Raw genomic sequence first — 15,058 nt, 5'->3', positions numbered from 1 at the left:
GAGCCACCGACATGTCAAAGCTCATCCTCACTCACGAAGTGACTGGTCTCGGCGCGCCTGGCGACGTTGTAGACGTAAAGAACGGCTTCGCTCGTAACTACCTCATCCCCCAGGGCTTTGCCGTGGCGTGGACTCGCGGTGGCGAAAAGCAGGTCGAGTCCATCAAGGCAGCACGCGCATCGCGCGAGCACGCCACTCTCGAAGAAGCTCAGGACCTGAAGGCTCGCCTTCAGGCAACCAAGGTGAAGCTCAGCGTTACCGCTGGTCGCGAAGGCCGTCTGTTCGGTTCAGTCAAGCCCGCTCACGTGGCTGACGCTGTTGCCGCTGCAGGACTTGGCGACATCGACAAGCGCAAGATCGAGATCTCGTCGGCAATCAAGACTGTTGGTGACCACGAAGCTACGATCCGTCTGCGTGACGACATCGTTGCGACGATCACTCTTCAGGTGGTTGCTAGCAAGTAACTGCTTTACAACAAGGACGGCGGGCCAATCGGCTCGTCGTCCTTGTGTTTTAAGGGCCGTTGTCAAGCCTTTTGTGCACAGGATTACGAAAAATACGGAACCCTCAATCTCCACTTTAGGCATGTTTTTACACATCGTGTGTGAAAACTAAAAGTGCAGGTCAGAGCACTCTAATTCGCTTTATCCCCCGTTGTTTCCACAGTTGTTTCCACAGGTTGTTCACACGGCTCCCGGCGTTTCGTCCGAGTTGTGCACAGGTTTATACACATCCCCAGTTGTGGGTAGTTGATTCTGCTTCGTAGGGTAAAGCAGCCTTGGAGCGGGTCCCAGTGTGGAGCCTGCCCGAGTGTCAGGGGTTACTCGTATAAATGGAGTTACCCCACTAGGAGGAAAACCATGTCGATCGCGCACCTAGGCCTCTCGGGCGACGAACGCCAGTCCGGCGAATCGCGAGGCAGCTCACGTGGCGACCGCGTACCTCCACACGACCTTCTTGCAGAACAGAGCGCCATCGGCGGAATGCTTCTGAGCAAGGATGCCGTTGCCGACGTCATCGAAACCGTGCGTGGTGTCGACTTCTACGTTCCGAAGCACGAAACCATCTTCAACGCAGTGCTCACCCTGTACTCGCACGGAGAACCCACCGACGTTATCGCCGTCACCGATGAGCTAACGAAAACGGGTGAACTCTCCCGAGCCGGTGGAGTCGAATACCTCCACACGCTCACCGGTCTTGTTCCCACTGCAGCCAACGCTGGCTTCTACGCCACCATCGTCACCGAGAAAGCGGTTCTTCGCCGCCTCGTTGAAGCGGGTACCCGCATCGTCCAAATGGGTTATGCCAGTGAGGGCGAAGTGCTCGACCTCGTGAACAACGCACAGGCCGAGATCTACTCCGTGACCGGTGGAGTCGAAACCGAAGACTACGTACCCCTCACGACGGCCGTAGAGAGCGCGATTGATGAAATCGAAGCAGCTCGCGGCCGCGACGGCCAGATGATCGGTGTTCCCACCGGATTCGCTGAGCTCGATGAACTCACCAACGGACTACACCCCGGGCAGCTCATCATTTTGGCCGCGCGACCAGCTATTGGTAAGTCGACTCTTGGTTTGGACTTCGCTCGCGCAGCATCCATCCACCATGATCTGCCGTCGATTGTGTTCTCGCTAGAAATGGGTCGAAGCGAAATCGCTATGCGACTGCTTTCGGCAGAAGCCAGCGTTCCGTTGCAGCACATGCGTAAGGGTTCGGTACACGCCAACGACTGGACCACGATCGCTCAGACGCGTGGTCGCATCAATGATGCTCCGCTGTATATCGATGACAGCCCTAACATGACCCTCGTTGAGATTCGCGCCAAGTGCCGCCGACTCAAGCAGAAGGTCGGCCTGCGCATGGTCATCATCGACTACCTGCAGCTCATGACGAGCGGTAAGAAAGTTGAATCGCGTCAGCAAGAGGTCAGTGAGTTCTCGCGTGCACTCAAGCTGCTTGCCAAAGAGCTTGAAGTTCCCGTCATTGCTATCTCCCAGCTGAACCGTGGACCTGAACAGCGCGCAGACAAGAAGCCGGCCCTTTCGGACCTTCGTGAATCGGGATCGCTCGAGCAAGACGCCGACATGGTGATTCTGCTGCACCGCGAAAGCGCGTACGAAGCAGACAGCCCCCGCGCCGGTGAGGCCGACCTGATCATTGCCAAGCACCGTAACGGACCGACTCGCACCGTCACCGTGGGATTCCACGGTCACTTCTCGCGCTTCGTCGATCTACCGCCAGGATCGTAGGCGAGTCTGTCGGGCCTCCGCCGACAGGGGAAAGCCACAAGCGGCCTACACTAGAAGCATCCGCTTGTTGAGAAAGAAGGCGATCGCTTGACTAGTGCTCACGCTGAGCCGCTGCCGGCATCCACTGCGTGGTACGTGCCGCTAGCCCGCGCTATTCCCGCCATCGCCTTGGCGATTGTGATTACCTTCTCGGCCGACCATTCGTCGCGCCTCGGTCTTGTTACCCTCGCCAGCTTCACGCTCATCGTTGGCGCCGTGCTTCTGACCGCGAGCATCATGTCGCCGCACCGGGGAATCGCCCGATCCTTTACGATCACGCAGGGCGTTGTTACGCTCGCCACCGCCGTCGCCGCGTTTGTTGCGACCGGCGGAGGTCAGGCCTACTTCGTCTTCTTGCTAACGGCGTTCGCCGCCATCACCGGCTTCCTTGAGCTCTACCTCGGGCTCCGCAGCCGCGGCCGCGATGCCTCATCCCGTGACTGGGTCTTCGTCGGCAGCCTCACCGCGCTGCTCGCGCTCGTCGTGCTGCTTGTACCGCCAGGATTCAGCCAGCCCTACACCGGCCCCGACGGAATCGACCGTGAGCTCACGGCATCCATTGTGGTGGTCGGTCTTCTCGGAGCTTATTGGGCCATTCTTGGGGTGTACCTCGTGATTGCGGCACTCTCGCTGAAGTGGAGTAGAACCGATCATGATGTTGTTACCGCAGTCGTGCAAGAGAAAGAAGAATAGTGGCCTCCCCAGACAAGCGTGATCGCACGCGCCCAGCCGAAATGCTCGGTCTTTCCGCAATTTTCGGGCTGTTCGCCGGTCTCGTCGTTTTCATGTCGACGCGTGAATTGATGCTTGCCCTGATCTTTGCCGGGGTTGCCTTCATCGTCTCGCTTATTGTTATCGCGATGCTCGTGCTCGCCGTGCGTCCAGACAAGGACGAACTTCTTGACATGGATGAGCAGGATCGCGACGCCTCGCATTAGTCTGCTCTGACGCGCGGCGGTAGTCGCTCACCGGACTGAAACGGCTGACTCGGGCCCCGATTGATGTCATTGGCGCGCCCACAAATTGATGCGGCTGTCGACTGAAACTCCTTTGACTCCCAGTCTTTATTAAGGTTAGGCTTACCTAAGCAACACTCGCTGCAGCGGGTGTTGCGTTTTTACGCCCGACCGCTTTCGGTCATCCGAAATATCTAAGGACACCATGAACTTTTCACGAACCCGGCACGGAGTACTCGTTGGAGTACTGGCTCTCGCGCTTGCTGCCTGCAGCACCGCGTCGCCTGAAGCTGCAGATTCAGACGGAGCAGAAGCATCCGTTCAGTTCGAAGACAACAACGGCAGCCACACGCTGGCCACGCCGTTCACCTCGGTAGTCGCCACCGATAACCGCACCTTCGAGACGCTCGCCTCCTGGGGTATCGAACTCAGCGCCGCTGCTGTCGCGTTGATGCCCAGCACGATTTCGTACACGCAAGATGACTCGATCATCGACCTGGGTAACCACGGCGAGCCTGACCTCGAGGCTGTTGTTGCTGTCCAGCCCGACGTCATCATCAACGGGCAGCGGTTCGCGCAGTACCACGACGACTTTGCCAAGCTCGTTCCCGATGCCGTGATCGTTGAGCTCGACCCGCGCGAGGGTGAGCCCTTCGACGCCGAGCTCAAGCGCCAGACCACTGTTCTTGGTGAGATCTTCGGCAAGCAGGCAGAGGCTGAACAGCTGAATGCTGACTTCGACGCCGCCATCGAGCGGGTAAACGCGGCATACAACGCGGACGACTCCGTGATGGCCGTCATCACCTCCGGCGGAGAGATCGGATACTCGGCTCCGAGCGTCGGTCGTACCCTCGGCCCGCTCTTCGACATCTTCGACTTCACCGCCGCACTGGATGTCGATGACAGCAGCGAAGACCACCAGGGTGATGACATCTCGGTAGAGGCAATCGCTGACTCCAACCCCGACTGGATTCTCGTCATGGACCGCGACGCCGCAATTCTCGCCGACGACCCCACCTACGTGCAGGGCAGCGAAGTTCTTGAGAACTCCGAAGCACTCTCGGGCGTGACCGCGGTGCAAGAAAGCAACCTCGTGTACATGCCGGCTGACACGTACACGAACGAGGGCATCCAGACGTACACCGAGTTCTTCAACGCACTCGCTGACGCGCTCGAAGCCAAAAACTAGCGTCACTCACGCCGTTCGGTGCTGAAGCGTGCCCGCGGGCGATCTTCAGCACCGAACGGTTCTGTCCTTCAATCAGAAACCCTCACTCACGGATGACGTCAATACTGGCCCGACGGCGGCCCGCCAACACGACCACCCTCTTCGACTGGAAGCTCCTGCTCGCGACGGTGGGTGTTGTTGTGCTGCTGATCGCCTCCCTTTTTACGGGTGTCTATGACATCTTTGGGGCGGATGACGGCCAAAGAATGTTCGGCATCACGCGCGTTCCCCGAACGATCGCCTTGGTGCTCGCGGGCGCAGCAATGGCGATGAGCGGGCTCGTCATGCAGCTACTGACGCAGAACCGGTTCGTGGAACCGACGACGACGGGCACCACCGAGTGGGCAGGTCTTGGACTGCTCACCGTCATGATCCTCTTTCCGGGAGCCAGCATCCTCGCCCGTATGAGCGGTGCGGTCGTAGCCGCGTTCATCGGCACCGGAATCTTCTTCCTCTTCTTACGCCGCGTCACCCTGCGGTCCTCGCTGATCGTGCCGATCGTCGGCATCATGCTCGGCTCGGTAGTCGGCGCCATCTCCACCTACATTGCTCTCTCGACGGACATGCTTCAGAGCCTCTCCGTGTGGTTTGCCGGTAGCTTCACCTCAGTGATGCGCGGACAATACGAACTGCTCTGGATCGTTGCGCTCGTCGTCGTCGTGATCTTCCTGTTCGCCGACCGCCTCACCGTTGCGGGGCTCGGCCAAGACGTAGCGACGAATGTCGGCGTGAACTACAACCAGATTTTGCTGATCGGCACAGCGCTCATCGCAGTCGCTACCGGAGTGGTCACGGTTGTCGTGGGCAATCTGCCGTTTCTCGGCCTCATCGTTCCCAACATCGTGTCGATGTTCCGTGGCGACGACCTGCGCAGCAACCTGCCCTGGGTGTGCCTGCTGGGCATCGCGATCGTGACGGTGTGCGACATCGTCGGCCGCACGATCATCATGCCGTTCGAAGTTCCGGTGTCGCTCATCTTGGGTGTCGTGGGCGCGATCGTCTTCATTGCTCTCCTGTTGAAGCAGCGCCGTCGTGCATAGCCCCGTGGATGCGCGGGAGAAAGCGACTGTTAGCGTCGGGACGCCCGGCGTGACGGGGCCGTTCCCCGCGGTGCGGGCGCGACGCCGCTACTGGACGCTGCTCAGCATCCTGAGTGTGCTCGCTGTGGCGATCGGGTTCGGCCTGCTCGCCTGGAACAACCCGATGCCGGTGGGCACCGAAGGGTTCTGGCTCATCGCTGAGCTGCGCGCCACCAACGTGATCGTGATTGCCGTCGTGGCCTTCTGTCAGGCGATCGCAACCGTGAGTTTTCAGACGGTGACAAACAACCGGATTCTCACGCCATCCATCATGGGCTTCGAGTCGCTGTATGTGGCCGTTCAAACCTCTGCGGTGTACTTCCTGGGCATCAGCGGCATCGTCGCCCTGCAGGGTCTCCCCCAGTTCTTGCTTCAGATCGCCCTGATGGTCGGCCTCTCGCTGCTGCTGTACGGCTGGTTGCTTTCTGGAAAGTACGGCAACCTGCAGATCATGCTGCTCGTGGGCATCATCATCGGCGGCGGGCTGGGAGCGGTCTCGACGTTCATGCAGCGCCTGCTCACGCCCAGTGAGTTCGACATCCTGACCGCCCGCCTGTTCGGCTCCATCTCGAATGCGGATGCCAGCTACCTGCCGATCTCGCTCGTGCTCTGCCTAGTGGCCGGCACCGTGCTGCTTTCCCAGGGCCGGCGTCTCAACATCATTGCGCTGGGTTCGGACACTGCCACGAATCTAGGAATCAGCTACCGCTTCGAGATCATGCGCGTGCTGTTCTTTGTCTCGATTCTGATGGCGGTCTCGACGTCACTCGTCGGCCCGATGACCTTCTTTGGCTTCCTGGTCGCGACGCTCGCCTATCAATTCGCGGACACCTACGACCATCGCCACATCTTCCCGATCGCAGTCTTGGCCGGGTTCGTGGTGCTGGGCGGAGCGTACTTCGTGATGAAGAACCTGTTCTACGCGCAAGGAGTGGTCTCGATCATTGTTGAACTTGTCGGAGGAACCGTCTTCCTCATCGTCATTCTGAGAAAGGGACGACTGTGATCACCCTGAGCAATGTGGGCAAAAGCTATGGGCACGACGTGACCATTGGTCCCGTCGACCTCACGATTCCCGAGGGCGGCATTACCGCGCTGGTAGGGCCGAACGGTGCGGGCAAATCCACGCTGCTGACGATGATTGGCCGCCTGCTGGGGATCGACTCCGGCCACATCGAAGTCGCAGGCTACGACGTCGCGAAGACCAAGTCGAAAGACCTCGCCAAGATCATCGCGATCTTGCGGCAAGAGAATCATTTCATCGCCCGCCTCACGGTGCGTCAGCTCGTGGGGTTCAGCCGCTTTCCGTATTCGCAAGGTCGACTGACCGAAGCGGATGAGGTGGCGATCAATAACTCCATCACCTTTCTGAATCTCGAAGGCCTGCAAGACCGCTATCTCGACGAGCTCTCAGGCGGACAGCGCCAACGCGCCTACGTTGCCATGGTGCTCGCGCAAGACACCGAATACGTGCTTCTGGATGAGCCCCTCAACAACCTCGACATGAAGCATTCGGTTCAGATGATGCGCCACCTGAAGCGCGCCGCCCAAGAACTCGGCCGCACCATCATCATCGTGCTTCACGACATCAATTTTGCCGGGCACTACGCCGACCACATCTGTGCCGTCAAGGATGGCCAGGTCACCGAATTCGGAACGCCCGCTGAGATATTGACCGATGACGTGCTCACCCGAATCTTTGATACCCCTGTGCAGGTCATCGACGGCCCCAACGGTGCCCTCGCTGTGTACTACTAGCGCTGCCTCACGACGACACCGTTAGCCCCGGCGGCCGTCCCGTCCCAGCGGGCCGCACCCCTGCAGGTAATGTCGTGAGTATTCATCGCCTGCAACGACGATAAGGGGTTCCGATGTTTCAAACGAACGGTTCATCGACGGAAATGACAGACTCCGAGCGGGGGCTCAGTTGGCGGGTTGTCGGACGGATAGAGCAAGGCTTAGTGATAATCGTTGCAATCACCGTCAATGGGTTAGAGATTCCCTATGAGTACTCCGTGCGAGAGAAGCGAACGGAGTCCGGTTCTTGGTTCGATATAGAAATCGGAGCTTTCGGCACTAGTCCGATAGGTCAGCTCGAGATGGGTCTCAGCCCGGTCTACTTTGATTCTGCGCAAGATCGTGATCCGGTAGTTCTTCTTGCGATTGAAGCGGTTCTCGCGTGGCGGCCACAGGGGTTAGGCGTGCGTCGCGGCGACGGCTACAACCGCTGCACGTTCAAGGGCGTGCAGTACCGATTGAGTGACTTTGGTTCGTACTTTGACGATGAGGGGCGCTGATGTTTCAGCTGAGCGAGTCAGATACGAGGATGACGGACCCTGATAGGGGAACCACCTGGCGCTATGTAGGCGACATAGAGCAGGGTTTGGTGAGTATTGCCGCGATAACGGTCAACGGAGTGGAGATTCCTTACGAATACCGGGTCGAGCAGGAGCTCGACAAATCTGACCCTTGGTACAACATTCAGCTTGGAGCTTTCGGCACTAGTCCGATAGGTCAGCTCGAGATGGGTCTCAGCCCGGTCTACTTTGATTCTGCGAAAGACCGTGATCCGGTAGTTCTCTTTGCGATTGAAGCGGTTCTCGCGTGGAGACCGTACGGGCTTGGCATGCGCAGGGGCGACGGTTATAACCGCTGCACGTTCAAGGGCGTGCAGTACCGATTGAGTGACTTTGGTCCGTACTTTGACGATGAGGGGCGCTGATGTTTCAGACAAATGGGTCAAAGACGGAAATGACGGACTCCGAAAGGGGGCTGAGCTGGCGACTTGTCGGAGTAATCGACCAAAATACAGTGACTATCGCTGCGATCACCGTCGATGGGGTGGAGATTCCCTATGAGTACTACGTGCAAGAGAAGCGGAACGAGACCCAGCCTTGGTTTGACATAGAAATCGGAGCTTTTGGCACTAGTCCTACTGGCCAACTCACACTGGGCCTCAGCCCGGTCTACTTTGGTTCTGCAACAGAACGCGATCCTGTAGTTCTCCTCGCGATTGAAGCGGTTCTCGCTTGGGAGCCCCATGGAGCTGGGATGCGCAGGGGCGACGGTTACAACCGCTGCACGTTCAAGGGCGTGCAATACCGATTGAGTGACTTTGGTCCGTACTTCGACGATGAGGGGCGCTGATGTTTCAGACGAATGGTTCATCGACGGAGATGACGGATTCCGAGCGGGGGCTCAGTTGGCGGGTGGTTGGACGGATAGAGCAAGGCTTAGTGATAATCGTTGCGATCACCGTCAATGGGTTAGAGATTCCCTATGAGTACTCCGTGCGAGAGAAGCGAATGGAGTCCGGGTCTTGGTTCGATATAGAAATCGGAGCTTTCGGCACTAGCCCGATAGGGCAGCTCGAGATGGGCCTGAGCCCGGTCTACTTTGATTCTGCGAAAGACCGCGATCCGATAGTGCTTTTAGCGATTGAGGCGGTTCTCGCTTGGGAGCCCCATGGGCTCGGGATGCGTCGCGGCGACGGCTATAACCGCTGCACGTTCAAGGGCGTGCAGTACCGATTGAGTGACTTTGGTCCGTACTTTGACGATGAGGGGCGCTGATGTTTCAGACGAATGGTTCCCGGACAGAAATGACGGATCCTGAACGTGGCCTCAGCTGGCGCGTGGTGGGTCGGATTGAGCAAGGTTTGGTGAGCATCGTTGCGATCACCGTCGATGGGGTGGAGGTTCCCTATGAGTGTCGCGTGGAGGAGCAGCGGGGTGAATCCGAGCCTTGGTACGACATAGAAATCGGAGCTTTCGGAACCAGCCCGATAGGGCAGCTCGAAATGGGCCTGAGCCCGGTCTACTTTGATTCTGCGGAAAACCGTGATCCGGTAGTTCTCCTTGCGATTGAAGCGGTTCTCGCGTGGCGGCCGCAGGGGTTGGGTGTGCGTCGCGGCGACGGTTACAACCGCTGCACGTTCAAGGGTGTGCAGTACCGATTGAGCGACTTTGGTCCGTACTTTTCAGACGCGCCCGATGTGCCATAGTGCATCCACCGCCTGAATAATGTGGCCCAATCGCACCTGTCGAACAGAGCGATCACGGGTGGAAACACGAAAGGCCGGCCTCACGAGGAGACCGGCCTTCTGTAGAGCGTGAACTACTTGGTGTCGCCGAGGTAGTCGACGAGCGAGCTGGCAAGGCCGACATAGGTGGCGGGAGTGAGCGCCTGCAAACGTGCTTTGGCATCCGCACCAATGTCGAGCCCTGAGATGAACTCGGTGAGGTCGACGGAGTTGATGCGCTTGCCGCGCGTGAGTTCCTTGAGGATGGCGTAGGGATCGCTGATGGTGCTGCGGCCCGCGGTGACCTCGGCGCGAATGACCGTCTGGATGGCCTCGCCGAGGATCTCCCAGTTGCTGTCGAGATCAGCGTCGAGAGCATCAGGGTTGAGGGCGATCTCCTTGAGGCCGCGCTCGATGTTGTCGAGAGCAAGCAGCGAGTGACCGTAGGCGACACCCACGTTGCGCTGCGTCGTGGAGTCGGTGAGGTCGCGCTGGAGTCGTGAGGTCACGAGAGTCTGAGCGAGCGACTCGAGAAGAGCGCTCGAGAGCTCAAGGTTGGCCTCAGCGTTTTCGAAGCGGATCGGGTTGATCTTGTGCGGCATTGTCGACGAACCCGTTGCGCCCGCCTGCGGAATCTGGCGGAAGTAGCCCATCGAAATGTACGACCATACGTCGGTGCAGAGGTTGTGCAGCACGCGGTTGGCGTGGCTGGTGGCCTGGTACAGCTCCACTTGCCAGTCGTGCGATTCGATCTGCGTCGTCAGGGGGTTCCAGTCGAGCCCGAGGGACTCAACGAACTCCTTCGAGAGGGCTGGCCAGTTCTGCTCGGGGTCTGCAGCGAGGTGGGCGGCAAACGTGCCAGTCGCTCCGCTGAACTTGCCGAGGTAGCTGATGCCCTCAATGCGAGTCAGGATGCGGTCGAGACGGTACACGAAGACCGCGAATTCCTTGCCCATGGTGGTCGGTGTCGCCGGCTGACCGTGGGTGTGAGCGAGCATCGCGTTGTCGCGCATGAGCTCGGACTGCTCGCGAAGCGCAGAGAGCACGGTACGGAACTTGGGCAGCCAGACTTCGCGTACGGCATCCGAAATGGTGAGCGCGTAAGAGAGGTTGTTGATGTCTTCGCTCGTGGCGGCGAAGTGAGTGAGTTCAGCGATCGCGGTGAGACCGAGCTCGTCGAGCTTGGCGCGCACCAGGTACTCGACGGCCTTGACGTCGTGGCGGGTGGTGGCTTCGAGGCGAGCGAGTTCATCGATCTGCTCTTGGCCAAAATCGGTGGCGAAGGCGCGCAGGGCGGTGACCTGGTCGGCGCTCATCGGGCTCGAACCAAACAGGCTCTTGCTCGTGAGGAAAATCAGCCATTCGACCTCAACGTGCACGCGGGCCCGGTTGAGGCCTGCCTCGGAGAGGTGCTCGCCCAGAGCCGAAACGGCGGGACGGTAGCGACCATCGAGGGGGCTCAGTGGTTGAACGGGCAACGGGCTCATGGGGCTCCCTAGTTGTTTGCGGTGGATGCCGAGATACCTGGCGTGATCTGACGAAATAGTGAGCCGCAAGCCTGCTCGATCATGCCGAGGACATGATCAAAGAGTGCGGCATCCGAATAGTAGGGGTCTGGCACGTCAATGAGCGGAGCGAGTTCGCTGTCAAAGCTCAACATGGGCTGCACTTTCGATCGGTCTTGATCGTTGGGTGCCCACGTGCGCAGAATTCGTTCCTGTCCTCGATCGAACGCGACAATGAGGTCGAACTTGTCAAACCATTCGGGGTCGAACTGGCGGGCGCGATGCCCAGAACCATTGTAGCCGCGTGCTGCAAGGGCACTAATGGTGCGGTCGTCGGCTGCTTCGCCTACGTGCCAGTCGCCGGTGCCCGCTGAGGTCACCGCGATGCGGTCCTGGAGCCCAGCTTCAGCAACGAGTTCTCGGAACACGGTTTCGGCCATGGGCGACCGACAGATGTTGCCGGTGCACACGAAACAGACCCTGAAGGCGGTCGAGTCGGAGAGTGCTCGCTCGAAGGTCATGGTTCATTCTGTCGCAGTTTCAACTCCTCAACATCGCTGGCTCAGGGATTTCCTTCCCCGATGCGTGCTGGCAACCAGTGCGTGGGGCGGTGTTTGGCGAGAGTTGTGACATCGAAAGGCGATCAGTGAATACACCTCTGGATGCGACTGCCCGCGTCGCACTTGAATTTCAAGCCCAACAGCTCCGCATGATTATTGAACGGCTCAGCTCTGTGCGGGAGCTACTCCCCCGCGCAGGCATCGACTGGCGCGGCCCGGCCCAAGAGCTGTTCGATGCCGGGGTGCTTGAGCTGCACCGCGACCTAGCGCAAGCACGAACCTTGGTCGAGACGGCAGAACATCGAACGATGTTGGCGCTTCAGCAGATGGGCTCCTATGTCGGATGAACTCATCATCTCCGGTGGTGGCAGTGTTTCGGTATCTACGGAGGAAATGCTCGTTGCTGTCGGCGCACTCCAGCGCACGGCCGAAATGACGCGGGACATCGCTGGTGCCATTCAGATGGTGGATGCCCGGCTCACCATTAGCCAATTGGAGACGCTCGGCATCCCCACCGCTGCCGCCCGCGCCGAGGATGATCTCGACTTCGCTTTCTCTGACCTTCAGAGAGTCGCTCATCGTGCCGAGCACCTGAGTAATCTCGTGCGGTTCGCTGCCGACAGCTACGGGTTGGCCGAAGCCTTCGCCGAGGGAGTCTCCCGCAAGATCATGGCCGATGCCGCGGCGTGGCTCGGTTTTTTGTTCCCGACGCACGCCGCAGTGTTGGCTTTGTCGGTGACAGCGGTGCCGGTTCTGTTAGGGATCACAGCAGCAGCTCTCGTCACGGGCCGCAATCCAGCAGAAGTGTTCGTCAGCGAAAAGTTCACTGCTGAACTCAACGAACTCATAAGCGATCCGGCGTATGTGCTCGCCGTTCGCTTCGGTGTGATGAATGCCGATGAGTTCTTGGCGGGAGCCGCAGGGTTACCGCCATCACTAGTGAGTGTCTTGAGCGCCGCGGGTGTTCTGGGGCTTCCCACCGCAGCCGGGGCGCTCCAGCGGCTAGGAGGTGTCGCCGGGGTGCTGAAAGAAACGCCGGTGCAACTGGTCAGTAAGAGCGACACAACTCGCGTGGAGCCTGCTCATTCTGTCGAGGAACGCGCCAACCGAATTGCCCAACCGACCCCAGATTTGCCGTTTCAGATCCGAATAGAAAAGACATCATTTCCCGGAGAGGACGACTCATTCGAGGTGTACGTTTCCGGAACCGTTGATTTCGCTTTTTCTGACTCCGAGCAACCGTTCGATGGCACGAGCAATCTCAGCCTTGCTGCAGATCAGGAAGCAGCGGCGTATAGCGCTGTGGTTGCAGCGATGGCAGAAGCGGGTATTACCGCCGAAAGCGCGGTTGCTTTGACCGGGCATTCTCAGGGGGCAGCGATCAGCGCGCGGCTCGCAGAATCGGAAGACTACAACGTCACCGGTTTAGTCGGGTTCGGAGGCAACACGGGTCAAATCAAGATCCCACCAACGGTTCCCACGCTCCTCTTCGAACACAGCGATGACATCGTTCCGGCTGCTGGGGGGATTCAAGGAAATCAGCACGCGGTGATCGTGGAGCGAGAGGTCTTTGCTGGCCGTCCGCTACCCGACGGTGTTATGGCGCCAGCCCATCAGCTCGACGAGTATCGAGAAACAGCGCGCCTCCTGGACGGCACAGACAGTGAATTTCTTCGCGACATTGTGTCGAACCTAACGCCGACCGTTCACAAGGATGCTGTAACCACCGTCACTAGTTACGAGTACGAGCGGGTGCAGCCTTAGCGCTTGCGGCCTACAACGGGCCGAACAAGGATGCCGATGAACCAGCTGATGAGACCCAAGACGAGGGCGCCAAGCACTCCCCACCAGAACCCGTCAACAACGAGACCGAACCCGAAGAGGCCCGAGATCCAGCTCGTGAGCAACAGCAGCAGACCATTCACCACGAGAGCAAGAAGGCCCAGCGTCAGAACGTACAGCGGGAAAGCGACAATGCGGATCAGGTTGCCGAGCACCCCATTCACGATGCCGAAGACGGCAGCGACCAGCAGGAAGGTCACAATGACCTCAACCGTTCCGCCCGGAGCAAAAGGAATGATCTCGACCCCGGCAACAACCACCGTAGTCAGCCACAAAGCAAGAGCGTTGATCAGCAAGCGCACGATGATTCTCATACGACAACTATGCAGCACGCGTTTGTGCTGCCGCAATGACCATCCACTGAACTGCGCCAGAACCCGAGATGCGGTCCGAGACACGACCCGACGCATAACCGAACCTCCGATTCGACCGGCACATTGTCACAGGCGCGAAACGAACGTTCCCACTCACGGCCCTAGGCTGGTGAGGTGACCAGCAAACGAGTACAGCTTCGGCCCGAAATCGCCGCCATCGTGCCCTACCGCCAGGGTGCGCCTGCCGCCGCGGATGCCTTCAAGCTGTCCTCCAACGAAAACCCTTACGAGCCGCTGCCATCAGTGCTCGCGCAACTCTCCACCGACACCATCAACCGCTACCCCGACGCATCCGCCGCTGTATTGCGTGCGCAGATTGCTGAACGCTTCGGCGTAACCCCCGACAGCGTGCAGGTCGGGGCAGGTTCGGTAGCCGTGCTCGCACAACTCGTGAGCGCCGCCGCAGCCCCCGGCGACGAGGTCATCTACGCCTGGCGCAGCTTCGAGGCGTACCCGCTACTCGTATCTGCGGCCGGAGCCACAAGCGTGCAGATCGCGAACCAGGGCGACCACCGGCACGACTTGGCGGCAATGAGCGACGCCATCACGGCATCCACTCGCGTTGTTATTGTCTGCAGCCCCAACAACCCCACCAGCACTGTGGTGACGGATGCCGAATTCCGCGACTTCATGGCAACGGTTCCCGAGAACGTTCTTGTCGTTCTCGATGAGGCCTACCGCGAGTTCGTGACCGACGCCGATGCCGTGCGCGGAGAGACACTCGTCGGCACCTACCCCAACCTTGTATTGCTGCGCACCTTCTCCAAGGCTTACGGCCTTGCAGGCCTCCGCATCGGCTACGCGGTTGGCCCCGAATATGTGATGGATGCAGCGCGAGCGGTAGCGATTCCGCTTTCGGTAACGGAGATTGCGCAGAAAGCAGCTATCGCATCCCTCGAACATGAAGATGAATTGTTGGAGCGGGTGACCCGCATTAACGCGGTGCGCGACAGAATCGTTGCCGGCCTCAGCGAGCAAGGCTGGGACGTGCCCGCCCCCAACGGCAACTTCGTCTGGTTGCCCACCGGGTCAGCAACCGACTGGGCTGCAGAGGTATTCCGGTCACACGGGATCGTCGTTCGTGCACTCGGCGAAGGCCTTCGGGTGAGCGTTGGCGAAGAGGAATCTGTGGAGAAACTCCTAAGAGCAGCGCAAGAGGTTGTCGCTTCAAGGGAAACGATCTAACGCTGGCCGCGTTAGATTAG

The 15,058-nt window shown here is 59.5% G+C and carries 19 protein-coding genes; 16 read left to right on the top strand and 3 right to left on the bottom strand.

Annotation, left to right across the window (positions count from 1 at the left end):
* Positions 1–11: 11 nt before the first annotated feature.
* The 13 genes from rplI to ACWFSR_RS14335 all read left to right on the top strand — a co-directional run bounded on the left by rplI (position 12) and on the right by ACWFSR_RS14335 (position 9,554).
* On the top strand, positions 12–464 hold the full coding sequence (gene rplI / locus ACWFSR_RS14395) for a 50S ribosomal protein L9 (RefSeq protein ID WP_197106865.1): 453 nt from the start codon (positions 12–14) through the stop codon (positions 462–464).
* A 396-nt stretch (positions 465–860) separates the two neighbouring features.
* A complete protein-coding gene (dnaB, locus tag ACWFSR_RS14390; RefSeq protein ID WP_197106864.1) occupies positions 861–2,249 on the top strand; it encodes a replicative DNA helicase in 1,389 nt (462 codons plus the stop codon).
* A gap of 87 nt (positions 2,250–2,336) precedes the next feature.
* Positions 2,337–2,981: a hypothetical protein gene (locus ACWFSR_RS14385; RefSeq protein ID WP_197106863.1), complete on the top strand. Its 645-nt coding sequence runs from the start codon at positions 2,337–2,339 to the stop codon at positions 2,979–2,981.
* The gene (locus tag ACWFSR_RS14380) at positions 2,981–3,226 is read left to right on the top strand and encodes a hypothetical protein (RefSeq protein ID WP_197106862.1); all 246 of its coding nucleotides are present in this window, start codon (positions 2,981–2,983) and stop codon (positions 3,224–3,226) included. The genes ACWFSR_RS14385 and ACWFSR_RS14380 overlap by 1 nt, the downstream gene beginning before the upstream one ends.
* A gap of 223 nt (positions 3,227–3,449) precedes the next feature.
* Complete coding sequence (locus ACWFSR_RS14375; RefSeq protein ID WP_447522740.1) at positions 3,450–4,433, top strand: siderophore ABC transporter substrate-binding protein; 984 nt, start codon at positions 3,450–3,452, stop codon at positions 4,431–4,433.
* 92 nt (positions 4,434–4,525) lie between these two features.
* Positions 4,526–5,512, top strand: coding sequence for an ABC transporter permease (locus ACWFSR_RS14370; RefSeq protein WP_447522739.1), 987 nt, complete (start codon positions 4,526–4,528; stop codon positions 5,510–5,512).
* A gap of 4 nt (positions 5,513–5,516) precedes the next feature.
* Complete coding sequence (locus ACWFSR_RS14365) at positions 5,517–6,557, top strand: iron chelate uptake ABC transporter family permease subunit (RefSeq protein WP_447523455.1); 1,041 nt, start codon at positions 5,517–5,519, stop codon at positions 6,555–6,557.
* Positions 6,554–7,309 (top strand): iron ABC transporter ATP-binding protein, encoded by a 756-nt coding sequence (locus tag ACWFSR_RS14360; protein ID WP_447522738.1) that lies wholly within the window; start codon positions 6,554–6,556, stop codon positions 7,307–7,309. Before ACWFSR_RS14365 ends, ACWFSR_RS14360 begins: the two co-directional genes overlap by 4 nt.
* A gap of 203 nt (positions 7,310–7,512) precedes the next feature.
* Positions 7,513–7,848, top strand: coding sequence for a hypothetical protein (locus ACWFSR_RS14355; protein ID WP_447522737.1), 336 nt, complete (start codon positions 7,513–7,515; stop codon positions 7,846–7,848).
* 29 nt (positions 7,849–7,877) lie between these two features.
* Positions 7,878–8,273, top strand: a complete 396-nt coding sequence (locus tag ACWFSR_RS14350; RefSeq protein ID WP_447522736.1) for a hypothetical protein — start codon at positions 7,878–7,880, stop codon at positions 8,271–8,273.
* Positions 8,274–8,362: 89 nt separating this feature from the next.
* The gene (locus tag ACWFSR_RS14345) at positions 8,363–8,698 is read left to right on the top strand and encodes a hypothetical protein (RefSeq protein ID WP_447522735.1); all 336 of its coding nucleotides are present in this window, start codon (positions 8,363–8,365) and stop codon (positions 8,696–8,698) included.
* 89 nt (positions 8,699–8,787) lie between these two features.
* A complete protein-coding gene (locus ACWFSR_RS14340; protein ID WP_447522734.1) occupies positions 8,788–9,123 on the top strand; it encodes a hypothetical protein in 336 nt (111 codons plus the stop codon).
* Positions 9,123–9,554: a hypothetical protein gene (locus ACWFSR_RS14335; RefSeq protein WP_447522733.1), complete on the top strand. Its 432-nt coding sequence runs from the start codon at positions 9,123–9,125 to the stop codon at positions 9,552–9,554. The genes ACWFSR_RS14340 and ACWFSR_RS14335 overlap by 1 nt, the downstream gene beginning before the upstream one ends.
* Before the next feature lie 113 nt (positions 9,555–9,667).
* On the opposite strand, the gene purB is transcribed toward ACWFSR_RS14335, so the two are convergent.
* Together purB and ACWFSR_RS14325 are read right to left on the bottom strand one after the other, a co-directional pair.
* Positions 9,668–11,059, bottom strand: a complete 1,392-nt coding sequence (purB, locus tag ACWFSR_RS14330; RefSeq protein WP_447522732.1) for an adenylosuccinate lyase — start codon at positions 11,057–11,059, stop codon at positions 9,668–9,670.
* Between the two features lie 8 nt (positions 11,060–11,067).
* Complete coding sequence (locus ACWFSR_RS14325) at positions 11,068–11,598, bottom strand: low molecular weight protein-tyrosine-phosphatase (RefSeq protein WP_447522731.1); 531 nt, start codon at positions 11,596–11,598, stop codon at positions 11,068–11,070.
* Between the two features lie 125 nt (positions 11,599–11,723).
* Between ACWFSR_RS14325 and ACWFSR_RS14320 the strand changes: the two genes are divergently transcribed.
* Both ACWFSR_RS14320 and ACWFSR_RS14315 read left to right on the top strand, forming a co-directional pair.
* On the top strand, positions 11,724–11,984 hold the full coding sequence (locus ACWFSR_RS14320; protein WP_197109176.1) for a hypothetical protein: 261 nt from the start codon (positions 11,724–11,726) through the stop codon (positions 11,982–11,984).
* Positions 11,974–13,401, top strand: coding sequence for a hypothetical protein (locus ACWFSR_RS14315; protein WP_447522730.1), 1,428 nt, complete (start codon positions 11,974–11,976; stop codon positions 13,399–13,401). Before ACWFSR_RS14320 ends, ACWFSR_RS14315 begins: the two co-directional genes overlap by 11 nt.
* Here the strand turns inward: ACWFSR_RS14315 and ACWFSR_RS14310 are convergent.
* Entirely contained in the window at positions 13,398–13,793 is a 396-nt protein-coding gene (locus ACWFSR_RS14310; RefSeq protein WP_197106851.1) for a phage holin family protein, read from the bottom strand. The two genes, ACWFSR_RS14315 and ACWFSR_RS14310, sit on opposite strands and share 4 nt — an antisense overlap.
* Before the next feature lie 174 nt (positions 13,794–13,967).
* On the opposite strand from ACWFSR_RS14310, the gene ACWFSR_RS14305 reads away from it, so the two are divergent.
* Positions 13,968–15,038: a histidinol-phosphate transaminase gene (locus tag ACWFSR_RS14305; RefSeq protein WP_447522729.1), complete on the top strand. Its 1,071-nt coding sequence runs from the start codon at positions 13,968–13,970 to the stop codon at positions 15,036–15,038.
* Positions 15,039–15,058: the final 20 nt, after the last annotated feature.

The sequence above is a fragment of the Salinibacterium sp. NYA9b genome (assembly GCF_976973725.1).
The sequence above is the reverse complement of the archived record's forward strand: the minus strand, read 5'-3'. Positions and strand labels throughout refer to the sequence as shown.

Bases quoted from the DNA above. Each gene is read 5' to 3' on its own strand.
- dnaB (WP_197106864.1), top strand. From the start codon at position 861: ATGTCGATCGCGCACCTAGGCCTCTCGGGCGACGAACGCCAGTCCGGC.
- ACWFSR_RS14310 (WP_197106851.1), bottom strand. From the start codon at position 13,793: ATGAGAATCATCGTGCGCTTGCTGATCAACGCTCTTGCTTTGTGGCTG.
- rplI (WP_197106865.1), top strand. From the start codon at position 12: ATGTCAAAGCTCATCCTCACTCACGAAGTGACTGGTCTCGGCGCGCCT.
- ACWFSR_RS14370 (WP_447522739.1), top strand. From the start codon at position 4,526: ATGACGTCAATACTGGCCCGACGGCGGCCCGCCAACACGACCACCCTC.
- ACWFSR_RS14375 (WP_447522740.1), top strand. From the start codon at position 3,450: ATGAACTTTTCACGAACCCGGCACGGAGTACTCGTTGGAGTACTGGCT.
- purB (WP_447522732.1), bottom strand. From the start codon at position 11,059: ATGAGCCCGTTGCCCGTTCAACCACTGAGCCCCCTCGATGGTCGCTAC.
- ACWFSR_RS14350 (WP_447522736.1), top strand. From the start codon at position 7,878: ATGACGGACCCTGATAGGGGAACCACCTGGCGCTATGTAGGCGACATA.
- ACWFSR_RS14325 (WP_447522731.1), bottom strand. From the start codon at position 11,598: ATGACCTTCGAGCGAGCACTCTCCGACTCGACCGCCTTCAGGGTCTGT.
- ACWFSR_RS14335 (WP_447522733.1), top strand. From the start codon at position 9,123: ATGTTTCAGACGAATGGTTCCCGGACAGAAATGACGGATCCTGAACGT.
- ACWFSR_RS14315 (WP_447522730.1), top strand. From the start codon at position 11,974: ATGTCGGATGAACTCATCATCTCCGGTGGTGGCAGTGTTTCGGTATCT.